This is a genomic window from Pseudonocardia sp. D17 (genome assembly GCF_036984265.1).
Classification (GTDB): domain Bacteria; phylum Actinomycetota; class Actinomycetes; order Mycobacteriales; family Pseudonocardiaceae; genus Pseudonocardia; species Pseudonocardia benzenivorans.
The window spans coordinates 1-18,586 of the sequence record NZ_BPRG01000257.1; the positions used below are offsets into that span (position 1 = coordinate 1).

An 18,586-nucleotide genomic window follows, 5' to 3' on the forward strand; every position below is an offset into this window, starting at 1 on the left:
GACGATCGTGTTCGCCACCTATGCCGGGATCTACTTCTGGTTCCCGAAGATGACCGGCCGGATGCTCGACGAACGCCTCGGAAAGGTCCATTTCTGGCTGACGTTCGTCGGGTTCCACACGACGTTCCTGGTGCAGCACTGGCTGGGCAACGAGGGCATGCCGCGCCGCTACGCGGACTACCTGCCGACCGACGGGTTCACCACGCTGAACACGGTCTCCTCGATCGGCGCGTTCGTCCTGGGGGCCTCGACGCTGCCGTTCATCTGGAACGTGTTCCGTTCCTACCGCTACGGACGAGTGGTGACCGTCGACGACCCGTGGGGTTTCGGGAACTCGCTGGAGTGGGCGACGTCGTGCCCGCCGCCGCGGCACAACTTCACCGAGCTGCCCCGGATCCGGTCCGAGCGGCCGGCGTTCGAGCTGCACTACCCGCACCTGGTCGAGCAGTTCCGCGAGGAGGCCCACAGCGGGACAGCGGCTCCGGCGCGGAGCCGCCTCACCCGCGGAGACATGACCACCGGTCAGCTGGAGCACCAGGAGGAAGAACAATGACCACGTTGAACGACATCGGTGCCGCGGACGGCGCCGTCGTGGCCACCGAGCACATCCGCGCGGCCCTGCTCGCGGGAACATTCGTCTTCGAGGACGGTTCCGTGCAGACCTTCGAGCCGTCAGGTGCGACGACGTACGTCGACCGCGGTCGGCCGACCGAGGGAAATTGGTACATCGGCGGCGACGGCCGTTTCTGCTCGTTCTGGCCTCCGGACTTTCGTGCCTGCTACGACCTCTACTGGATCCTCGTCGAGGACGAGGTCGTGGGAATTCGATTCGTCGGCGACAACCGTGGCAGCGGCTTCGTCGGCCGCTACCGGAAATGACCTCGCACCGTCCTGAACCGTTGTCGGACGACGTCCGGAGAGGTCCGGATCACGGCGGCCCCGGGCGCGGCACAGGCGGCGTCGCAGGCGAGGACCTCCTGCCCAGGACGGACGGGCGTCGTGCCGGCCCGGGTCAGGAGGCCGTCGTCGGAACGGTGGTGGTGTCGGCGGGACCGTTCGCGATCTCGGTCCGGACACTCCAGGCGAACTGGAGCAGCAGGGTGACCGGTGTCTTCTCGACGATGTTGATCATCGACTGGAAGTCCTGCGCGGGGACCTCCTCCGACAGTCGGATGGTGCGGTGGAGATATCGGGAGGCCCCCACGGTCGTCGGCTCGTGGTAGGTGACGTCCACGGTGATGTCGCCGGCGTAGTCGTACTTGCGGTCGGCATAGCTCCGCAGCGTGATGGCCGTGCACGAGGCGAGCGCCATCATCAGGTACTCGGTCGGGGTCGGGCCCGCCCCCGGCGTGCCGACGGCCGGATCGTCGGCCACACCCACGAAGTCCCCGGCCCGGATCTCGGTCTCGAGCCGGTTCGTGGCCGGCAGTGTCGCCCGTGCGGTCGCGACGATCCGCTCGTCGGTTGCGCTCATGTCCGGCTCCTTCCGCGTCGCCTCCTGCGACGGCCGTTCGAACGAGACGGCGTGCTCGGCGACACCCCGCCCGTCGGCTTGCTCGCGGCGTGCGGCCTCGGCGGCCGCGCGATCGGAGTATCCCGGGTGCCGCGGGTCGAGGAGGTCGGCGTAGCCCGTCGTCCGCGACAGGAAGTCGACGACGAAGGAGCAGATCGCCGTGACGGTGCCTCCCCGGGCGCGGATCTCGTCGAGCACCCGGCGCACCGTCGCACCGGCGACGCCCTGACGTCGATGACTCGGCTCGACCTCGGTGTGCAGCAGTGCGTACCGGTCGGGCCGCAGGTGGCGGTAGTAGAGCCACCCGACGAGCTCGCCGTCGCGACGGAGCTCGAAGCGGCTCTCGGCGGTGTTGTCGGTCAGGTCCTCGGTCACCTGCGCCCGTTCCTCGCTGCTCATGAGCTCCCTGTTCCGTCGTGTCGTCGCGCCGCGGCCCGTGTCCGCGCGTGCCGTCGTCACCGCCCGTCCGGGTCGGTGCGGGTTCCGAGCACCGCCTGCACGCGAGCGCGCAGGGCCGGGAGGGCCTCCTCAGCGAACCACGGATTCCGGGTCTGCCAACGGAAGTTCAGCGGCGACGGGTGGACGAGGGGCATGCGGTCGGGGAGGTGGTCGCGGAAGGCCCGGACCGTGTCGGTGAGGGTGGTTCCGGTGGCGCCGGGAAGGTAGTGCTTCTGCGCGTAGCGGCCGATCAGGACCGTGAGCCGGACGTGCGGCAGCTCCGTGAGCAGCCGCGGATGCCAGCGTGGTGCGACGTCGGGGCGCGGCGGCAGGTCACCGTGGGCGCCCTTGCCCGGGAAGTAGAAGTCCATCGGCAGGATCGCGAACAGTGTCGGGTCGTAGAACTCGTCGTCGGTGACCCCGAGCCAGCGCCGCAGCGTCACCCCGCTCGGGTCGTTCCAGGGGATGCCGCTGTGCTGCGCGCGCGTTCCCGGGGCCTGCCCGATCAGCACGATCCGGGCCTGCGGGTGCGCGGTGTAGATCGGCTGCAGTCCCGCGGCCGTCGCGGCCCGGTTGGCCGGGTCCGCGATGATCTCCTCCCGGATCCGCTCCAGTGCGGTGCTCGTCCCGGTCGCCGATCCGTCCACGGTGTGGCCGAGCGTCAGGTCGACGGCTGCGACGCGACGTCACGGCGTCGCGGCAGCACCCAGCCCGGCCGCGGGAAGTGGCAGGTGTAGCCGTGCGGGTAGCGCAGCAGGTAGTCCTGGTGTTCGGGCTCGGCCTCCCAGAAGGGACCGGCGGGCGCGACCTCGGTGACGACCTTGCCCGGCCACAGCCCCGATGCGTCGACGTCGGCGATCGTGTCCTCGGCGACCCTGCGCTGCTCGTCGTCGAGGTAGAAGATCGCCGACCGGTAGGACGTGCCGACGTCGTTGCCCTGCCTGTTCGGTGTGCTGGGATCGTGGATCTGGAAGAAGAACTCCAGCAGGTCGCGGTAGGTCGTCGCGGCCGGGTCGTAGGTGATCTCGATGGCCTCGGCGTGTGAGCCGTGGTTGCGGTAGGTGGCGTACGGGGTGTCACCGCCGGTGTAGCCCACACGCGTGGACAGCACGCCGGGACGGGAGCGGATGAGATCCTGCATCCCCCAGAAGCAGCCTCCGGCGAGGATCGCCCGCTGCGGCTCGGTCGTCATCTCGGTTTCCCTTCTCACGCGTCGTCGGGGTCGCGCACGATGTGGACGGCCGCTTCCTCGGCGCTGGCCGCGCCGCCGTCCCTCCCGACATCGACGGCGTTGAGGTAGGCGAAATCGTCCCACTCGCCGGCGGGTTCGACGTCCACCAGGCGCCCGGAGCGGACGACACCGACCTCGTCGTCGTACAGCTCGCCGTCGGTGCCCGGGGTGTCGCCGAGTCCGTCGCCGTCGTCGGTGTCCCCCACGTCTGGCAACTCCCGGGCCAGGCGGCCGGCGAGGCTCTCGTGATCGTGCGCCTCCCGCGCCGTGACCCCGTAGTGGTCCCGCTCCCACGGCCGTTCCGGCACCGTGTAGCCCTCGTCGAGGACATCGACCCCGCGTCCGTCGAGGGTGTCGTCGTCGTCGAGCAGGCCGTTGTCGATGTCGACCCCGTCCACGCCGTCGCTGTCGTCAGCCATGTCGCACTCCTGTCAGCGCCGCGGTCATCCCGTGACTCCGAACCGCTCGACCCTGATCCGTCCGGTGGGCACCCCCGCCGTCTCCGCGAGCCGGGTGGCGGCGTCGCAGAAGGCGGTCGACCCGCACACGTAGAGCTCGCGGTCCGGGTCCAGTGCCGCGGCGAGATCCTCTGCGGTCAGCCGGCCGGGCGGCCGGGCGTACCCGTCGGGCACGGCGCGCGTGAACGCGATCGACGTCTCCGGTCCCCGGACCTCCGCCGCGTAGTACAGGTCCTCGGGCCCGCGCACCGAGACGACGAGCCGGAACAGGTCCGGCTCGCCGAGGGCCTGGGCGTGGCGCAGCATCGACATCAGCGGCACGATCCCGGAGCCGCCGGCGACGCCGAGCGCGGGCCGGAGGTCCCAGGCGAAATGCCCGCCTATCGGGCCGCGCACGTCGAGGACGTCGCCCACCTCGACGGCGTCGTGGAGGAAGCGCGAGACCTCCCCGTCGGGCAGGAGCTCGACCGTCAGGTCGAGCTCGGCGGCGCCCGACGGCGCGCTGGCGATCGAGTACGACCGCTGGGCGCGGTAGCCGTCGGGGGCGGTGAGCCGGACGATCATGTGCTGACCGGGCCAGAACGCCCGTGGCTCGGACAGGGTCAGCGTGAAGGACTTCGCTGTCGGGGTCTCCCGGCGGATGCCGGTCACCCGCGCGGTCTGCCAGGGCCCCGGGTGGGGCGCCCTGCCGCGAACCACGGCGGTCATCGATCTCCCTGGTAGCGCTGCTCGCGCCAGGGATCGCCATGGTCGTGGTAGCCGTTGCGTTCCCAGAACCCTTGCTGGTCCTCGGCGAGCAGCGTGAGACCGGACACCCACTTCGCGCTCTTCCAGAAGTACAGGTGCGGCACGAGCAGACGGGCCGGACCGCCGTGGATGTCCTGGAGGGGCTCGCCGTCGACGTCCCACACGACCCACGCCTTGCCGCCGGTGAGGTCGTCCAGCGGAAGGTTCGTGGTGTAACCGGTGTGCGACCGCGCCAGTGCGAAGGCCGCGTCGGCGCCCACCCCGGCGATGTCGAGGAGGGTGTCGACGGATACGCCGTCGAAGCGCATCCCGAACTTCGACCAGGTGGTCACACAGTGGATCGCGCCCTCGTACCGGGAGCCGGGCAGCGCCCGGATCTCCTCCCAGCTCCACCGAACCGGTGTGTCGACCAGACCGTCCACCTCGAAGGTCCACCGCGCGGTGTCGATGCTGGGGGTCGACTCGACGTGCAGCACGGGCCAGGCCGCGCCGGCGTCGTACTGGCCCGGAGGCAGCCGGGTGTCCTGCGGACCCCGGCTCCGTCCGCTGAATCCCCTTGTCAGGGCCATCTGGAGGTTCGCTTCCCGTCGTCGGCGCGCCGCTCCGAGGGCAGACCTCGGCGTCCGGCAACGGGCCGGACAGCGGCTCTGGCGCCGAATATTGTCACGCAAAAGTGAACTGTCAAGTCCACTGTTCAGTAGCTGTCCGACCCATCACAGCGCGGATGTGGCGGACCTTCCGTCCCGGGTGATCCCCGAGGTGGCACCCGTCCGCGCTGATCGGGCCTGGTGTGTCGGGCTCGACCAGGGGGCCGTGACTCGAATTGTTATGGACGGTATCGTCCACAAATCTTCGTGGTGTGCGGCAGGGCAGACGGACTGAGAGAGGTGGCCCGATGAAGGCGATCGTCGTGACGGACCAGGCCGCGGGTACGGCCGGGATGACGCTGGTGGAGCGCGACGCGCCGGAGCCGGCGGGGAACGACGTGCTCGTCGAGGTGCACGCCTCGGGATTCACCCCGGGCGAGCTCACGTGGCCGTCGAACTGGACCGACCGCCTCGGCCGCGACCGGACCCCGTCGATACCCGGGCACGAGCTGGCCGGCGTGGTCAGCGCCCTCGGGTACGGCACGAGGGGACTGTCGGTGGGCCAGCGGGTGTTCGGCCTCACCGACTGGACCCGCGACGGCACCCTCGCCGAGTACACCGCGGTGGAGGCGCGCAACCTCGCGCCGCTGCCGGGCGACGTGGACTTCACGGTCGGCGCGAGCCTGCCCATCTCGGGGCTCACCGCATGGCAGGGGCTGTTCGACCACGGCCGCCTCCAGCCCGGGCAGAGCGTCCTCGTGCACGGCGCGGCAGGCGGAGTCGGTTCGATGGTGACGCAGCTCGCGGGGGAAGCGGGCGCCTACGTCGTCGCCACCGGACGCGCCCGCGACCGTCAGGCCGCGCTCGACCTCGGCGCGCAGGAGTTCGTCGACCTCGACCGCGACACCCTCGAGGACGTCGGCCGGGTCGACCTGGTCTTCGACGTCATCGGCGGCGACGTCCAGAAGCGGTCGGCCGCCCTGGTGCAGGCCGGCGGAACGCTGGTGACCATCGCCGGCCCGCCCGAGGCGCGCCCCGCCGACGGGCTGGCGATCGACTTCGTCGTCGAAGCCGATCGCGCCCAGCTGAGCGAGATCGTCCGGCGGGTGCGTGACGGACGGCTCCGGACGAACATCGGCACCGTCGCGACCCTCGACGACGCCGTCGCCGCCTTCAACCCGACCGAGCGGCCCACCGGAAAGACGATCATCCGCGTTCGCCCGTGAGGACGCCGGGCGCAGCCGTCGCCGGCCCGAGGATCGATGGAGCGAGGTGTTCGCGGTGAAGGCGATCGTGGTGACCGACCGGGCCGCCGGGACGGCCGGGATGAGACTGGCGGAGCGCCCCGACCCGGACGCGGCGAGGCTCGCCGGCCTCGAGGGGGCCAACTACGGCGACGTCGTCGTCGCGGTCCATGCGTCGGGATACACCGGCGACGAGCTGGAGTGGCCGTCGACCTGGATCGATCGTCTCGGCCGGGACCGGACGCCGTCGGTCCCCGGCCACGAGCTGGCCGGGGTGGTCACCGCCCTCAGCTACGGGACGTCCGGACTGTCGGTGGGCCAACGGGTGTTCGGCCTCACCGACTGGACGCGCGACGGCACGCTCGCGGAGTACACGGTCGTCGAGGCGCGCAACCTCGCGCCGCTGCCTGGCGACGTCGACCTCGTCGCGGGAGCGGGCGTCGCGATGACGGGGCTGACCGCGTGGCAGGGCCTGTTCGACCACGGCCGTCTCCGGGCCGGGCAGAGTGTCCTCGTGCACGGCGCGGCCGGCGCGGTCGGTTCCATGGCGACCCAGCTCGCGCGCGAGGCCGGCGCCCACGTCATCGGCACCGGGCGCGCGACCGGCCGCCGGGCCGCGCTCGACTTCGGCGCGCAGGAGTTCGTCGACCTCGACCGCGACACCCTCGAGGACGTCGGCCGGGTCGATCTGGTGTTCGACGTCATCGGCGGCGACGTCCAGAAGCGGTCGGCCGCCCTGGTCCGGGCCGGCGGAACGCTGGTGACCGTCACCGGCCCTCCCGAGGCCCGCCCCGCCGACGGCCTGGCGGTCGACTTCGTCGTCGTCTCCGATCGCGCGCAACTGGGTGAGATCGCCCAGCGGGTCCGGGACGGACGACTGCGCACCAACATCGGCACCGTCGCGACGCTCGACGACGCCGTCGCCGCCTTCACCACGACGGCGCCGGCCAAGGGCAAGACGGTCATCCGCGTTCGCCCCTGAGGACCGGAGGACGCCGTCCGCGAGCACTTGCCGGCGACGCGACCCGGGTGCGCGACCACTCCCTCCGGCTCGCGCACGAGCAGGCCCGGCGTCCCGGCCCCGAGCGCGCCCGTGCCGGTCGTTGCGGGGGACGGCGGACGTCCGTCAGGCTCCCCACCCTGCGCCGTGTTGATCGACGCCGGGCTGCGGGGGAGGAACGCCGATGACCGAAGCATCGCGGACGCGTCGGCGACCGGGATGGCTCGCGCCCGCGGTCTCGTTGCGCCGCGGCGGCATCGTCCCCGACGTCGTCGCCGGGCTCACCCTCGCCGCGCTCGCGATCCCCGAGGTGCTGGGGTACGCGCGGATCGCGGGCATGCCCGTCGAGACCGGGCTGTACACGATGCTGCTGCCGATGGTCGTGTTCGCGCTGCTCGGGGCCTCGCGGCAGCTGGTCGTCGGTGCCGACTCCGCGACCGCTGCCATGCTCGCCGCGGGTCTCGCGGTGCTCGGCGTCCCCGCCGCCACCCCGGAGTACGTCCGGCTCGCCGGGACGACGGCGCTGGTCGTCGCGGTGCTGCTCGTCGTCGCGCGGGTGGTGCGGCTCGGGGTGCTGGCCAACTTCCTGTCGCGCACCGTGCTCGTCGGGTTCCTCACCGGGGTCGGCATCCAGGTCGCGGTCGGGCAGCTGCCCGAGGCGCTGGGGCTGCCGCCGACGGGCGGTTCGACGCCGGAGAAGGTGTGGGCCGTCGCCGTGAACCTCCCGGACGTGGTCCCGATCGCGGTCGCCACCGCGGCAGGGGTGATCGTCGTCGTGCTGGTGGCGCGCCGGATCTCGCGACGCATCCCCGGCACGCTGGTCGCCGTCGTCGCGGCGATCGTCGTGACCGCGGCGGCGGGCCTCGACGCCCGCGGGCTGACGGTGCTCGGCGACGTCCCGGCCGGGCTGCCCGGGTTCGCGTTGCCCGCGCTCGGCATCGACGACCTGCGGGCCGTGCTGCCCCTCGCGCTGTCGATGCTCGTCGTCATCCTGGCGCAGAGTGCGGCGACCTCCCGCGCCTACGCCGCCCGCCACGGCGACGTGGCCGACACCGACCGCGACGTCGTCGGTCTGGCCGGTGCCAACCTCGCGGCGGCGGCGACGGGCGCGTTCGTCGTCAACGGCAGCCCGACGAAGACGCAGATGATCGACTCCGCGGGCGGTCGCAGCCAGCTCGCGCACCTCGCGGCCGCCGGGGCGAGCGTCGTCGCGGTACTGGTGCTCGCGCCGTACCTGTCGCTGTTGCCGCTCGCCGCGCTGGCCGCGGTGGTGCTGCTGATCGGCGTCGAACTGGTCGACGTCGCCGGGATGCGCCGGATCTGGCAGGTCCGCAGGCTGGAGTTCGCCGTCGCGGCGCTGACGACGGTCGCCGTCGTGGTGGTCGGCGTGGAGACGGGCATCGTCGTCGCGGTGATCGCCTCGATCGCCGACCACCTGCGGCACAGCTACGCGCCGCGCAGCAGCGTGCTGACGAAGTCGGCCCAGGGGCACTGGCGGTCGCTGCCCGTGACGGCCGGGGCGCGGACCGTCGAGGGGCTCGTCGTGCACCGGTTCGGCAGCGGTCTGTACTTCGCCAACGCGGCCCGGTTCGCCGACGACGTGGCCCTGCTCCTCGGCACCGGGCCGCCCGTGCGCTGGTACTGCCTGGACGCGGCGGCGATCGGCGACGTCGACTACACCGCGGGCGCGGTGCTGAACGTCGTGCTGGACCGGCTCGAGGCGGCGGGGGTGCGGTTCGTCGTCTCCAACCTGCTCGACCCCGTGCGCGCGCAGCTCGACCACTACGGCATCACCGCCCGGATCGGCGAGGACGCCTGTTTCGACACCTCCGGCGAGGCGCTCGAGGAGTTCGGGCGGAGCACGTCATGAGCGTGCCGGCGAGGTTCCCCGGGTCGTGCCACCGCGGTGTGCGACGATGCCGGCCGTGGCCGACGAGACGATCGCCGAACCGCGCCCGTGTCGGCGCTGCTCCAAGGACGCGTTGCTCAACGTGCACGGCTGCTGCGCCGACTGCATCGGGGACATGGGCCTGCGCCACGTCGACGAGCACGGGACGTGGCGCGCCGAGCTCGCCGAACTGGTGAAGTCCGGCGCGATCACCGGTGGCTGACCGAGTCGGGACTGGCGCGAACGGCTGCGCCCGTTAGGCTTCCAGCGGCCGACGTCGCCGGGACCGGCGACGGGCCCCGGGAGGCGACGTGCTCGTGACGATCCACCAGCCGCGGCCCGACGAGCTCGCCGACGTGCGCGAGCAGGTGCGGGAAGCGCTGCGCGACATGGATATCGCTCCGGACGGCGAGGTCGGCGCGGCCGTGGTCATCGTCGCCGACGAGCTGGCCGTCAACGCCGTGACCCACGCGAGGACCCCGTTCGCGGTGTCGGTCGAACCGCGGCGCGACGAGGTGGGCCGCGAGGTCGTGCGCGTCGCGGTCAGCGACGGCGCATGGTCGGTCCAGGGCGGCCCGGAGACGGTGACCGACGGCCGGCCCCGGCTGGGCCTGCCGATGGTGCGCGGGCTCAGCGTGCGGTGGGGCATCGAGACCCGCGACGAGGGGAAGACCGTCTGGGCCGACGTCCGCCGCTGACCATGACCGTGCTGCCCGCTGTCGCGGCGGCGTTCGCCGGGGTGCTCGCCGGCGGCGAACTGCTCGTCCGGTGGGGGATCGCTCCGGCGCTCACGGCGCTGCCCGACCATTCCCACCTGCTCGCCCGGCAGTCCCTCGTCCGCCGGCTGCGGGTGCTCGTCCCGGCGGTGATGGTGCCGACGGTCGTCCTGGCGGTGGTCGCGGCCGTGCTCGCGGGCGGTGTCCTCCCGTGGCTGGGTGTCGGCGTGCTCGCGGTGTTCGTCCTGGTCTCCGCGTTCGGCACGGTACCTATCAACATCCGGGTCGACGGCTGGGACGCCGCCGACCCGCCCGCCGACTGGCGCGCGCTCGTGCGGCGCTGGCAACGCATCGACGTCGTACGGTCGACGGCCGCGCTCGTCGCGTTCCTCGTGCTCCTCGCGGTGCTCGTGCCGATGCGCTGACGACCCCGCCGGGTGACGCGCGACGCGGCAGGGCAGGGCAGGCTGGGCCCATGCCCGCCCGCCGGCCCGACGCCGCCCTGCGGCCGATGCTGGCCACCCCCGGCCGCCCGCCGTCCGGTCCCGGGTGGGCGGTGGAGTTCAAGTGGGACGGCGTGCGCGCCCTGCTCGACGTCGACGACGCGGGCGAGGTGCACCTGACCAGCCGCAACGGCAACGACGTCACGCTGGGCTACCCCGATCTGCTGGCCGGCGTCGACACCGGGCAGCCCCTGGTGCTCGACGGCGAGATCGTCGCGCTCGACGAGGCGGGCCGTCCCGACTTCGGGCTGCTGCAGAACCGCATGCACGTCCGGCACCCGTCCGGGCCGCTGCTCGCCGAGGTCCCGGTGCGCTTCTACGCGTTCGACGTGCTGCGCGTCGGTCAGCGCTCGCTGCTGCGCGAGACCTACGACGACCGGCGCGCGGCACTCGCCGGCCTCGGTGTCGACGGCTGGGCCCGCTTCGCGGTGCCGCCGTCGACGACCGAGGTGCCGCCCGCGCAGATGCTCGATGTCGCGCGCGAGCACGGCCTGGAGGGGATCGTCGCCAAGAGGCGGACGTCGCGCTACGAGCCCGGGCGGCGGGCGGCATCGTGGGTGAAGACGGCGCTGTTCACCACGCGCGAGGTCGTCCTCGGCGGCTGGACGCCGGGGCAGGGCCGCCGCGGCGCGCTCGGCTCGTTGCTGCTCGGCGCCTACGACGACGAGGGCCGGCTCCACTACCTGGGCAACGTGGGCAGCGGGTTCAGCGAGGCCGCGCTGCGGTCGCTGCGGGAGAAGCTCGAACAGCTGCGCAGCGACGAGGACCCCTTCGCCTCCGGCGTGCCGCGCGAACACGCCCGTGGTGTGCGGTGGGTGCAGCCGCGGCTGGTCGGGGAGGTCGAGTACCGCACGCTCACCCACGATGCCCGGCTGCGGCACTCGGTGTGGCGGGGGCTGCGTCCCGACCGTGATCCGCACGAGGTGCGTATCGACGGCGCGTTCGCGCGGGCACCGCTGGCGTCCTACGGCGTGCGCGCGCCGGCCCTCGAGCCCGCGCGGGCGCCCGCAGCGTCGGAGGCAGCGGAAGCAGCGTCGGCGAGAGCGGAGGCGGCGGCCGAGCGGGTCCGGGCCGCCACCGGCGACGAGCTCGCCGCCCTCGAAGCCCTGCGCCGCAAGGGCACCTGGCACGTCGCGGGCGAGGAGGTCGCGCTGACGAACCTCGACAAGGTGCTGTTCCCCGGCCGCGACGGCGGGCCGCCCGTCACGAAGCGGGACTTCGTGCGCTACCACGCGCGCGTCGCGCCGTACCTGCTGCCGTACCTGCAGGGGCGGCCGGTGAACATGCAGCGCTTCCCCGACGGCGTGGCGCGGGAGGGCTTCTGGCAGAAGGAGATCCCGGTCCACGCGCCGGACTGGGTGACGCGCTGGCGCTACCCCGATGCCGAACCCGGCGACGTGCAGGACTACGTCGTCGTCGACAGCACCGCGACGCTCGTGTGGCTGGCCAACCTCGCCGCGGTCGAGCTGCACCCCTGGACCTCGCGGCTGCCCGACGTCCACCGGCCCACCTGGGCGTTGATCGACATCGACCCGGGTCCGCGCACGGCGTTCGACGAGGTGCTCGCCGTCGCGAGGCTCTACCGCGCCGCGCTCGACCACCTGGGCGTCGCCGCGGCGCCCAAGGTCACCGGCAAGCGGGGCGTCCAGATCTGGGTCCCGGTGACGCCCGGTCCGACGTTCGCCGACACCCGCGGGTGGGTCGAGAAGGTGTCGCGGGCCGTGGGGCGCATGGTCCCCGAGCTGATCTCCTGGGAGTGGCACACCGACCGCCGGGCGGGGCGGATGCGCCTGGACTACACGCAGAACGTCATCAACAAGACGCTCGTCGCGCCGTTCAGCGCCCGGCCCGCGGCCGGCGCCCCGGTGTCGATGACGTTGAGCTGGGACGAGCTCGACGACCCCGAGCTGCGACCCGACCGCTGGACGGTCGGGACCGCGCTCGACCGGCTCGAGGCCGTCGGCGACCCGATGTTCCCGCTGGTCGGACGCGAGCAGGTCCTGCCGGAGCTAGGGGGCGTCTGACGGATCACTCGTCGCGGTCTCGGCGCCCGGGCGATCCGTGACTGCGTTGTCGCCAGGCCCGAATACGCCCGGTATGCCGACCCGGCTCCGCCTTGCCACGAACCGCCCGGATCACCGAGCCCATCGACGGCGATCCGTCAGACGCCCCCAGGGGGAGCGCGGTGCTCGACCGCGTCCGGGTGCACGTCGCTGGCCTCGCGGCCGGCCACGGCGTAGCCGCGCTCGGCGTAGGGGAAGCCGTCGAGACCGGTCGTCTCCGGACGCTGCTGGTAGTAGGAGCGGATCTCGGCGATCAGCCCGTCGCGCAGCACGAACCACTCCGCGCCCCGCGTCGCGACGCGCTCGGCCGCACCGTCGGGCCGCCAGAACATCGTCCACTCGATGACGGCCTCGTCCCCGTCGGTCACGACGTGGTCGACGACCCAGCGTGCGTCGATCATCCGCGTGACCTTGCGCCAGTAACGCGCGAGGTGCTCGCGCCCCCGCACCGGCGCCGAGCCGACGTTGGGCGCGAGGAACCAGTGCACGACGTCGGGGTGCAGCGTCGCACCGAGTTCGGCGAGGTCGCCGTCGGTGCAGGCGTCGTAGTAGCGGCGGATGAGCGCAGCGGTGGTCGGGTCCGGCACCCGCCCAGTGTGCGCCCGTCGGCTGCCCGACGGCGGGACGATCTGTTACGGTCGGGCCGTGCGCGCGTCGTCGTTCCTGATCATTATCGAGCGCGCCGGCTGAGCCAGGTCGCCGGCGCGCCGTCGCCGTGCGTCCTCGCCGGAACCTGGTCCGGATCCCTCCGAACGCCCAGCTCCTGGAACGGATCCGTCATGACTGCCACCCTCACGCGGCCCGCCGTCGCCCCCCGCCCCGTCGCCCGCGACCTCGTCGCCCAGCGGCGTGTCACCGCCTACGTCGGCGGCGGACTCGACGGCGCGCTGCGCGTCGTCGCGATGCTGCGCGGCCGGATGTACCGCGTGCACGACCTGTCCGTCGACGTCCGCGACGGCGTCGTCGAGAGCCCGGTGAGCGCCACGGTGTCGCTCACCGCCGCCGAGGCCGACCTGCTGGTCGAACGGCTGCGCCGGATGCCGGTCGTCGTGTCCGCCGATCACGGCTGACGCCATCGCGCCGGTGTGCCACGGTTGGGGCGGACCGACGACCGAGGAGCCTCTCGATGTGCCACCGCCCCGACCCGGCACGCTACGACGGCACGATGCGCTACCGGCGTTGCGGCCGCTCGGGCCTCGACCTGCCGCTGCTCTCCCTCGGGTTCTGGCACAACTTCGGCGACGACCGTCCGATGCAGACCCAGCGGGCGATCGCGTTGCGCGCCTTCGACCTGGGCATCACGCACTTCGACCTCGCCAACAACTACGGGCCGCCGTACGGCTCGGCCGAGATCAACGCCGGCCGGATCCTGCGCGAGGACCTGGCCGCGTACCGCGACGAGCTCGTCGTGTCGACGAAGGCGGGCTGGGACATGTGGCCCGGTCCCTACGGTCAGGGCGGCGGGTCGCGCAAGTACCTGCTGTCCTCGTTGGACCAGTCGCTGCGCCGGCTCGGCCTCGAGTATGTCGACATCTTCTACTCGCACCGCTTCGACCCGACGACGCCGCCGGAGGAGACCGCGGCCGCCCTCGACGCGGCCGTGCGGGCGGGCAAGACGCTCTACGTCGGCATCTCGTCCTACACCGCCGCCGACGCGCGCCGGATGGCCGGGCTGCTGCGTGAGCTCGGCACGCCGCTGCTGATCCACCAGCCGTCGTACTCGATGCTCAACCGCTGGATCGAGACCGAGGGCCTCCTCGATGCCGCCGCCGACGAGGGCTTCGGGGTCATCGGCTTCACCGCGCTCGCCCAGGGCCTGCTGACCTCGCGTTATCTCGCTGGCATCCCCGAGGACTCGCGGGCCTCGCGCGGTTCGACGCTGCCGGCCGAGTGGCTGACCGGCGACATGGTCGACCGGCTGAGGTCGCTGGCCGGGATCGCGGAGCAGCGCGGTCAGACGCTCGCGCAGCTCGCGCTGGCGTGGGCGTTGCGCGACGAGCGCGTCACGTCGCTGGTGATCGGTGCGTCGCGGGTCGAGCAGCTGGAGCAGAACGTCGCGACGCTGGAGAACCTCGTGCTCTCCGACGCCGAGCTCGCCGAGATCGACGCACTGGTCGCCGAGGAGGCGGACGTCGACCTCTGGCGGGCCGCGCGCCGCGGTGAGCTCTGACGTCGCGTGGACGCGTGGATCGTCGACCGCCCCGGACCGGGATCACCGCTGGTCCGGGCGGAGCTCCCGGACCCGCAGCCCGGGCCCGGCGAGGTGCGGATCCGGGTGCGCGCGTGCGGGGTGTGCCGCACCGACCTGCACCTGGCCGAGGGTGACCTGCCGCCGCGGCGTCCCGGGACGGTGCCGGGGCACGAGATCGTCGGCACGGTCGACGCGCTCGGCCCGGGTGCCGGCCGGTTCGGGATCGGCGACCGGATCGGCGTGGCGTGGCTGCGCGGCACGTGCGGGCGGTGCCGGTTCTGCCGCACCGGCCGGGAGAACCTCTGTCCCGACGCCGCATTCACCGGCTGGGACGCCGACGGCGGGTACGCCGAGCGCGCCGTCGTGCCCGAGGCCTACGCCTACGCGCTGCCCGCCGCGCTCGACGACGTCACCGCGGCGCCGCTGCTGTGCGCCGGGATCGTCGGCTATCGGGCGCTGGTCCGGGCCGAGCTGCCGCCGGGCGGGCGGCTCGGGATCTACGGCTTCGGGGCCTCGGCGCACGTCGTCGCGCAGGTCGCGATCGCCCAGGGCGCCACGGTCCACGTGCTGACCCGCTCCCCGGCGGCCCGCGAGCTCGCCCTGTCGCTGGGCGCGGCGTCGGCCGGTCCGGCCGCCGACGGCCCGCCCGAACCGCTCGACTCGGCCGTGACGTTCGCGCCCGACGGGGGCGTCGTGCCGCTCGCGCTGCGCGCACTCGACGCGGGCGGCACGCTGGCCGTCGCCGGCATCCACCTCTCCGACGTCCCGGCGCTCGACTACGAGCGCGAGCTGTTCCGCGAGCGACAGCTGCGCAGCGTCACCGCCAACACCCGGGCCGACGGCGAGGAGTTCCTGCGGCTCGCCGGCGCGCTGCGGGTGCGGCCGACCGTCGACCCGCGTCCGATGTCGACCGCCGACCGGGCGCTCGCCGATCTGGCCGCCGGCCGGGTCACCGGCGCGGCGGTGCTGGTGGGCGAATGAGGGCACCCGCGACAGCGGGTCCTCCGGACGGTGCCGGCCGCGGCCCCGTCCGGATACGGTCGAGCGCACCCTGCCCGACGACGTGCGAGGAGTACCCATGTCCGGTCCGACGACCCTGCGCGCGGTGAGCGGCCTGCCCGCCGACCCGCCCGCCCTGTCGGCGTCCAGCCTCGTCATGATCGACTGCCAGAACACCTACACCCGCGGGCTCATGGAGCTCGAGGGCGTCCAGGCCGCACTCGACCAGGCCGAGCAGCTGCTCGACCGGGCCCGCAGCGCCGGCATCCCGGTCATCCACATCCAGCACGACGCCGGCCCCGGGTCGCCCTACGACGTGCGCGAGGAGATCGGGGCGATCGTCGACCGGGTCGCGCCGCGGGCCGGGGAGCCGACGGTCGTGAAGAACTACCCCAACTCGTTCACCGGGACCGAGCTCGGCTCGCTGCTCGCGCAGCACCCCGGCCGCCCGCTGCTGCTCGCCGGTTTCATGACGCACATGTGCGTGAACTCGACGGCACGCGGCGCGTTCAGCCTCGGCTACTCGCCCACGGTGGTCGGCGCGGCCACGGCGACCCGCACCCTGCCCGGTGCCGACGGGTCCGGCGAGGTCGCGGCCTCGGCACTGCAGGCGGCGAGCCTGGCCTCGATCGCCGACCTCTTCGGCGTCGTCGTCGGCGGCCAGGACGAGATTCCGGACTAGAGACGCCGCTGCGGGCTCCGGGGCCGTGGTGCCGCCCGGGGAGGCGCCACGGGCCCGGGGATACGGTCGGTCCGTGCGAGCCAACGTTCCCCGCGGCCGGATCGACGTCCACACGCATGCGATCGCCCCCGACCTGGCGGCGCCGGGCCCCGGTCGCTGGCCGACCGTCGAGAGGACGGCGGACGACGCGGCGGACATCCTGCTCGACGGGGCCCTGTACCGGAAGATCGACGATCGCTGCTGGTCGGCGCGGCGCCGGCTGTCCGACATGGACGCCGACGGCGTGGCGGCGCAGTTCGTCTCGCCGATCCCGGTGACGCTCTCGCACGACCAGCCCGTCGCGCCCACGGTCGCCCTGTGCGCCACGCAGAACGACTTCCTGGCCGACCTGTGCGGGCAGGCGCCCGACCGGCTGTTCGCGCTCGGCGCCGTCCCGCTGCAGGACGTCGAGGCGGCGGTCGGCGAGCTGCGCCGCTGCGTGCTCGACCTCGGGTTCGCCGGCGTCGAGATCGGCACCGTGGTCGGCACGACGGAGCTGGCCGACCCGGTCCTCGACCCGTTCTTCGACGAGGCGGCGGGGCTCGGTGCGTTCGTGCTGGTCCATCCCGTCGACCAGACGCTCGATCCGCGCGCCGTCGCACTCGGGCTCGGGTTCGGGCTGGGCATGCCGTCGGCCACCGCGATCGCCGGCGCCGGGCTGGTGACGCGCCCGCCGCGACGCCCCGGCGTCACCGTCTGCCTCGCCCACGGCGGGGGAGCGCTGCCGCAGATCCTGCCGCGGCTGGACAAGGGCTCCTCGCTCGACCGGCCCGACGCGCCACCGCCGACGCAGCTCGCACGCGACCTCTGGTGCGACTCGCTGACCTACGACGCCGCCAGCCTCGCCCTCTCGGCCGAGCGGTTCGGGGCCGACCACGTCGTGCTCGGGACGGACTACCCGTTCGTCGTCCGCGAGGCGCCCGCGGGCGCGGTGCTCGACCACGTCGACGCCGCGCTGCGCCAGGCGATCGGCCGGGACAACGCGCTCGCGGCGCTGGCGCGCGTCAGCCCGGCGTCTCGACGGTGACGTTCGTCGACTTGATGACGGCCACCGCCAGCGACCCGGGCTCCAGGCCCAGGTCGCGCGCCGCCTCCGAGCTCATCAGCGACACGATCCGGTTGGCCCCGCACTGCATCTCGACCTGCGCCATCACCTTGTCGGTGGTGACCTTCGTGACGAGCCCGACCATGCGGTTGCGCGCCGACGTCCGCACGTGCAGCGGGTCGTCGGGGGCCGGGTTGTGGTTCTGGATGAACTCGACGAGGTCGATGCCCTCGATGACCTTGCGGTTCGACTCGTCGAGGCCGGCCCGTAGCCGCCCGGAGTCGATGTGGCGGCGCACCGTGTCGTCGCTGACGCCCATCAGGTCCGCTGCCTGGGAGATCCGGAACCTCGCCATGGCCGACGATCCTAGGACCGCCCTCATCCGGCGCCGCCCTCGGCCGTCCGCAGAACCCGTCGAAAGGCCCACGACATGACCGGAATCGCCGCCACGCGCACCGACGGGGTGCTCACCCTGACCTTCGACCGGCCTGCCAAGCTCAACACGATCATGCCCGCCGACCTGGCGTCCGCGACCGCCGAGCTGGCCGACCTCGACGGCATCCGCGCCGTCGTGTTCCGCGGCACCGGCGAGCGGGCCTTCTCGGCGGGGATGAACGTCGCGGCGTTCGAGTCGTTCGAGGCGGGCAGCGCCGAGGCGTTCATCCGCGGTGCGCGCGACTTCATCGCCGCCGTGCGCACCGCCGAGGTCGTGACTGTCGCCGTCGTCGACGGGTACTGCCTCGGCCTGGCGTTCGAGCTGATCCTGGCCTGCGACCTGCGGATCGCGACGCCCGGTTCGTCGTTCGGGCTGCCCGAGATCAAGGTCGGGGTGCCGTCGGTGATCGACGCGGCGCTGCTGCACCACCACGTCGGCCTGAGCCTGGCCAGGGAGATCATCCTGACCGGCGACCTCTACCCGGTCCCGGTGTTCGAGCCGTTCCACCTGCTCAACGCCGTCGTCGAGCGGGCGGAGCTCGACGCCGAGCTCGGCCGGTGGCTCGAGCGGACCTCGCGGCACACCGCCACCGTCGTCGCGAGCCAGAAGCGGCTGTTCGAGACGTGGCTGAACACGACGCTGACCGACGGGATCGACGAGAGCACCGTCGAGTTCGGCCGGGTGTTCGACCACCCCGAGACCCTCGACCAGCTCGCCCGCTACCGGGAGGGCCTCGGCCGCAGTCGGACCTGACCCCAGTGTGATGCGACACCGCAATGATTGCGGTCCGCACGTGATCCGGTGAC

At 73.2% G+C, this 18,586-nt stretch carries 23 protein-coding genes; 15 read left to right on the forward strand and 8 right to left on the reverse strand.

What is annotated here, in order from left to right:
- Together PSD17_RS34685 and PSD17_RS34690 are read left to right on the forward strand one after the other, a co-directional pair.
- A partial coding sequence (locus PSD17_RS34685; RefSeq protein WP_339126310.1) for a cbb3-type cytochrome c oxidase subunit I occupies positions 1–553 on the forward strand: 553 nt, incomplete at its 5' end.
- Positions 550–879 (forward strand): hypothetical protein, encoded by a 330-nt coding sequence (locus PSD17_RS34690; protein WP_339126311.1) that lies wholly within the window; start codon positions 550–552, stop codon positions 877–879. The genes PSD17_RS34685 and PSD17_RS34690, both read left to right, overlap by 4 nt.
- A 133-nt stretch (positions 880–1,012) precedes the next feature.
- Here the strand turns inward: PSD17_RS34690 and PSD17_RS34695 are convergent, their stop codons facing one another.
- Genes PSD17_RS34695 through PSD17_RS34720 form a run of 6 tightly spaced genes read right to left on the reverse strand, consistent with a single transcriptional unit; the run spans position 1,013 to position 4,956 of the window.
- Positions 1,013–1,912, reverse strand: a complete 900-nt coding sequence (locus PSD17_RS34695) for a GNAT family N-acetyltransferase (protein WP_339126312.1) — start codon at positions 1,910–1,912, stop codon at positions 1,013–1,015.
- 56 nt (positions 1,913–1,968) lie between these two features.
- Positions 1,969–2,598 (reverse strand): uracil-DNA glycosylase family protein, encoded by a 630-nt coding sequence (locus tag PSD17_RS34700; protein WP_013677044.1) that lies wholly within the window; start codon positions 2,596–2,598, stop codon positions 1,969–1,971.
- Positions 2,599–2,612: 14 nt separating this feature from the next.
- Positions 2,613–3,143: a peptide-methionine (S)-S-oxide reductase MsrA gene (msrA, locus tag PSD17_RS34705; RefSeq protein ID WP_339126313.1), complete on the reverse strand. Its 531-nt coding sequence runs from the start codon at positions 3,141–3,143 to the stop codon at positions 2,613–2,615.
- A 14-nt stretch (positions 3,144–3,157) separates the two neighbouring features.
- Entirely contained in the window at positions 3,158–3,601 is a 444-nt protein-coding gene (locus PSD17_RS34710; protein WP_103379957.1) for a DUF5709 domain-containing protein, read from the reverse strand.
- A gap of 24 nt (positions 3,602–3,625) precedes the next feature.
- Positions 3,626–4,348 (reverse strand): FAD-binding oxidoreductase, encoded by a 723-nt coding sequence (locus tag PSD17_RS34715; protein WP_339126314.1) that lies wholly within the window; start codon positions 4,346–4,348, stop codon positions 3,626–3,628.
- Entirely contained in the window at positions 4,345–4,956 is a 612-nt protein-coding gene (locus PSD17_RS34720) for a sulfite oxidase-like oxidoreductase (protein WP_013677040.1), read from the reverse strand. Before PSD17_RS34720 ends, PSD17_RS34715 begins: the two co-directional genes overlap by 4 nt.
- A 326-nt stretch (positions 4,957–5,282) precedes the next feature.
- Between PSD17_RS34720 and PSD17_RS34725 the strand changes: the two genes are divergently transcribed.
- The 7 genes from PSD17_RS34725 (at position 5,283) to ligD (ending at position 12,349) form a co-directional block, all read left to right on the forward strand.
- Entirely contained in the window at positions 5,283–6,200 is a 918-nt protein-coding gene (locus PSD17_RS34725; RefSeq protein ID WP_339126315.1) for an NADP-dependent oxidoreductase, read from the forward strand.
- A 55-nt stretch (positions 6,201–6,255) separates the two neighbouring features.
- Positions 6,256–7,200: an NADP-dependent oxidoreductase gene (locus tag PSD17_RS34730; RefSeq protein ID WP_013677038.1), complete on the forward strand. Its 945-nt coding sequence runs from the start codon at positions 6,256–6,258 to the stop codon at positions 7,198–7,200.
- A 202-nt stretch (positions 7,201–7,402) separates the two neighbouring features.
- Positions 7,403–9,088 carry a SulP family inorganic anion transporter gene (locus tag PSD17_RS34735; protein WP_013677037.1) on the forward strand — a complete coding sequence of 562 codons (1,686 nt, stop codon included), beginning with the start codon at positions 7,403–7,405 and terminating at the stop codon, positions 9,086–9,088.
- A 55-nt stretch (positions 9,089–9,143) separates the two neighbouring features.
- Positions 9,144–9,329, forward strand: coding sequence for a hypothetical protein (locus PSD17_RS34740; RefSeq protein WP_132975736.1), 186 nt, complete (start codon positions 9,144–9,146; stop codon positions 9,327–9,329).
- 88 nt (positions 9,330–9,417) lie between these two features.
- Positions 9,418–9,804: an ATP-binding protein gene (locus PSD17_RS34745; RefSeq protein WP_013677035.1), complete on the forward strand. Its 387-nt coding sequence runs from the start codon at positions 9,418–9,420 to the stop codon at positions 9,802–9,804.
- 2 nt (positions 9,805–9,806) lie between these two features.
- Positions 9,807–10,247: a DUF1772 domain-containing protein gene (locus PSD17_RS34750; RefSeq protein WP_013677034.1), complete on the forward strand. Its 441-nt coding sequence runs from the start codon at positions 9,807–9,809 to the stop codon at positions 10,245–10,247.
- A gap of 50 nt (positions 10,248–10,297) precedes the next feature.
- Complete coding sequence (gene ligD, locus PSD17_RS34755) at positions 10,298–12,349, forward strand: DNA ligase D (protein ID WP_339126316.1); 2,052 nt, start codon at positions 10,298–10,300, stop codon at positions 12,347–12,349.
- Positions 12,350–12,486: 137 nt separating this feature from the next.
- Here ligD and PSD17_RS34760 read toward each other — a convergent pair whose 3' ends face one another.
- Positions 12,487–12,975, reverse strand: coding sequence for a nuclear transport factor 2 family protein (locus PSD17_RS34760; RefSeq protein ID WP_013677032.1), 489 nt, complete (start codon positions 12,973–12,975; stop codon positions 12,487–12,489).
- 192 nt (positions 12,976–13,167) lie between these two features.
- Here PSD17_RS34760 and PSD17_RS34765 point away from each other — a divergent pair, with 192 nt between their 5' ends.
- The 5 genes from PSD17_RS34765 (at position 13,168) to PSD17_RS34785 (ending at position 17,326) form a co-directional block, all read left to right on the forward strand.
- On the forward strand, positions 13,168–13,458 hold the full coding sequence (locus tag PSD17_RS34765) for a hypothetical protein (protein ID WP_339126317.1): 291 nt from the start codon (positions 13,168–13,170) through the stop codon (positions 13,456–13,458).
- Positions 13,459–13,514: 56 nt separating this feature from the next.
- Complete coding sequence (mgrA, locus tag PSD17_RS34770) at positions 13,515–14,558, forward strand: L-glyceraldehyde 3-phosphate reductase (RefSeq protein WP_339126318.1); 1,044 nt, start codon at positions 13,515–13,517, stop codon at positions 14,556–14,558.
- A gap of 6 nt (positions 14,559–14,564) precedes the next feature.
- Complete coding sequence (locus PSD17_RS34775; RefSeq protein WP_013677029.1) at positions 14,565–15,560, forward strand: zinc-dependent alcohol dehydrogenase family protein; 996 nt, start codon at positions 14,565–14,567, stop codon at positions 15,558–15,560.
- A 97-nt stretch (positions 15,561–15,657) separates the two neighbouring features.
- Positions 15,658–16,260: a cysteine hydrolase family protein gene (locus PSD17_RS34780; RefSeq protein WP_013677028.1), complete on the forward strand. Its 603-nt coding sequence runs from the start codon at positions 15,658–15,660 to the stop codon at positions 16,258–16,260.
- Positions 16,261–16,333: 73 nt separating this feature from the next.
- The gene (locus tag PSD17_RS34785; RefSeq protein ID WP_013677027.1) at positions 16,334–17,326 is read left to right on the forward strand and encodes an amidohydrolase family protein; all 993 of its coding nucleotides are present in this window, start codon (positions 16,334–16,336) and stop codon (positions 17,324–17,326) included.
- Here PSD17_RS34785 and PSD17_RS34790 read toward each other — a convergent pair.
- Entirely contained in the window at positions 17,304–17,699 is a 396-nt protein-coding gene (locus PSD17_RS34790; protein ID WP_013677026.1) for a TOBE domain-containing protein, read from the reverse strand. The genes PSD17_RS34785 and PSD17_RS34790 overlap by 23 nt on opposite strands.
- Before the next feature lie 75 nt (positions 17,700–17,774).
- On the opposite strand from PSD17_RS34790, the gene PSD17_RS34795 reads away from it, so the two are divergent.
- Positions 17,775–18,533, forward strand: a complete 759-nt coding sequence (locus PSD17_RS34795) for an enoyl-CoA hydratase-related protein (RefSeq protein WP_103379948.1) — start codon at positions 17,775–17,777, stop codon at positions 18,531–18,533.
- Positions 18,534–18,586: the final 53 nt, after the last annotated feature.

Excerpts from the sequence above, each read along its gene's own strand:
- PSD17_RS34690 (WP_339126311.1), top strand. The coding sequence starts at position 550 with ATGACCACGTTGAACGACATCGGTGCCGCGGACGGCGCCGTCGTGGCC.
- PSD17_RS34695 (WP_339126312.1), bottom strand. The coding sequence starts at position 1,912 with ATGAGCAGCGAGGAACGGGCGCAGGTGACCGAGGACCTGACCGACAAC.
- msrA (WP_339126313.1), bottom strand. The coding sequence starts at position 3,143 with ATGACGACCGAGCCGCAGCGGGCGATCCTCGCCGGAGGCTGCTTCTGG.
- PSD17_RS34710 (WP_103379957.1), bottom strand. The coding sequence starts at position 3,601 with ATGGCTGACGACAGCGACGGCGTGGACGGGGTCGACATCGACAACGGC.
- PSD17_RS34715 (WP_339126314.1), bottom strand. The coding sequence starts at position 4,348 with ATGACCGCCGTGGTTCGCGGCAGGGCGCCCCACCCGGGGCCCTGGCAG.
- PSD17_RS34720 (WP_013677040.1), bottom strand. The coding sequence starts at position 4,956 with ATGGCCCTGACAAGGGGATTCAGCGGACGGAGCCGGGGTCCGCAGGAC.
- PSD17_RS34725 (WP_339126315.1), top strand. The coding sequence starts at position 5,283 with ATGAAGGCGATCGTCGTGACGGACCAGGCCGCGGGTACGGCCGGGATG.
- PSD17_RS34735 (WP_013677037.1), top strand. The coding sequence starts at position 7,403 with ATGACCGAAGCATCGCGGACGCGTCGGCGACCGGGATGGCTCGCGCCC.
- PSD17_RS34750 (WP_013677034.1), top strand. The coding sequence starts at position 9,807 with ATGACCGTGCTGCCCGCTGTCGCGGCGGCGTTCGCCGGGGTGCTCGCC.
- ligD (WP_339126316.1), top strand. The coding sequence starts at position 10,298 with ATGCCCGCCCGCCGGCCCGACGCCGCCCTGCGGCCGATGCTGGCCACC.
- PSD17_RS34765 (WP_339126317.1), top strand. The coding sequence starts at position 13,168 with ATGACTGCCACCCTCACGCGGCCCGCCGTCGCCCCCCGCCCCGTCGCC.
- mgrA (WP_339126318.1), top strand. The coding sequence starts at position 13,515 with ATGTGCCACCGCCCCGACCCGGCACGCTACGACGGCACGATGCGCTAC.
- PSD17_RS34780 (WP_013677028.1), top strand. The coding sequence starts at position 15,658 with ATGTCCGGTCCGACGACCCTGCGCGCGGTGAGCGGCCTGCCCGCCGAC.
- PSD17_RS34790 (WP_013677026.1), bottom strand. The coding sequence starts at position 17,699 with ATGGCGAGGTTCCGGATCTCCCAGGCAGCGGACCTGATGGGCGTCAGC.
- PSD17_RS34795 (WP_103379948.1), top strand. The coding sequence starts at position 17,775 with ATGACCGGAATCGCCGCCACGCGCACCGACGGGGTGCTCACCCTGACC.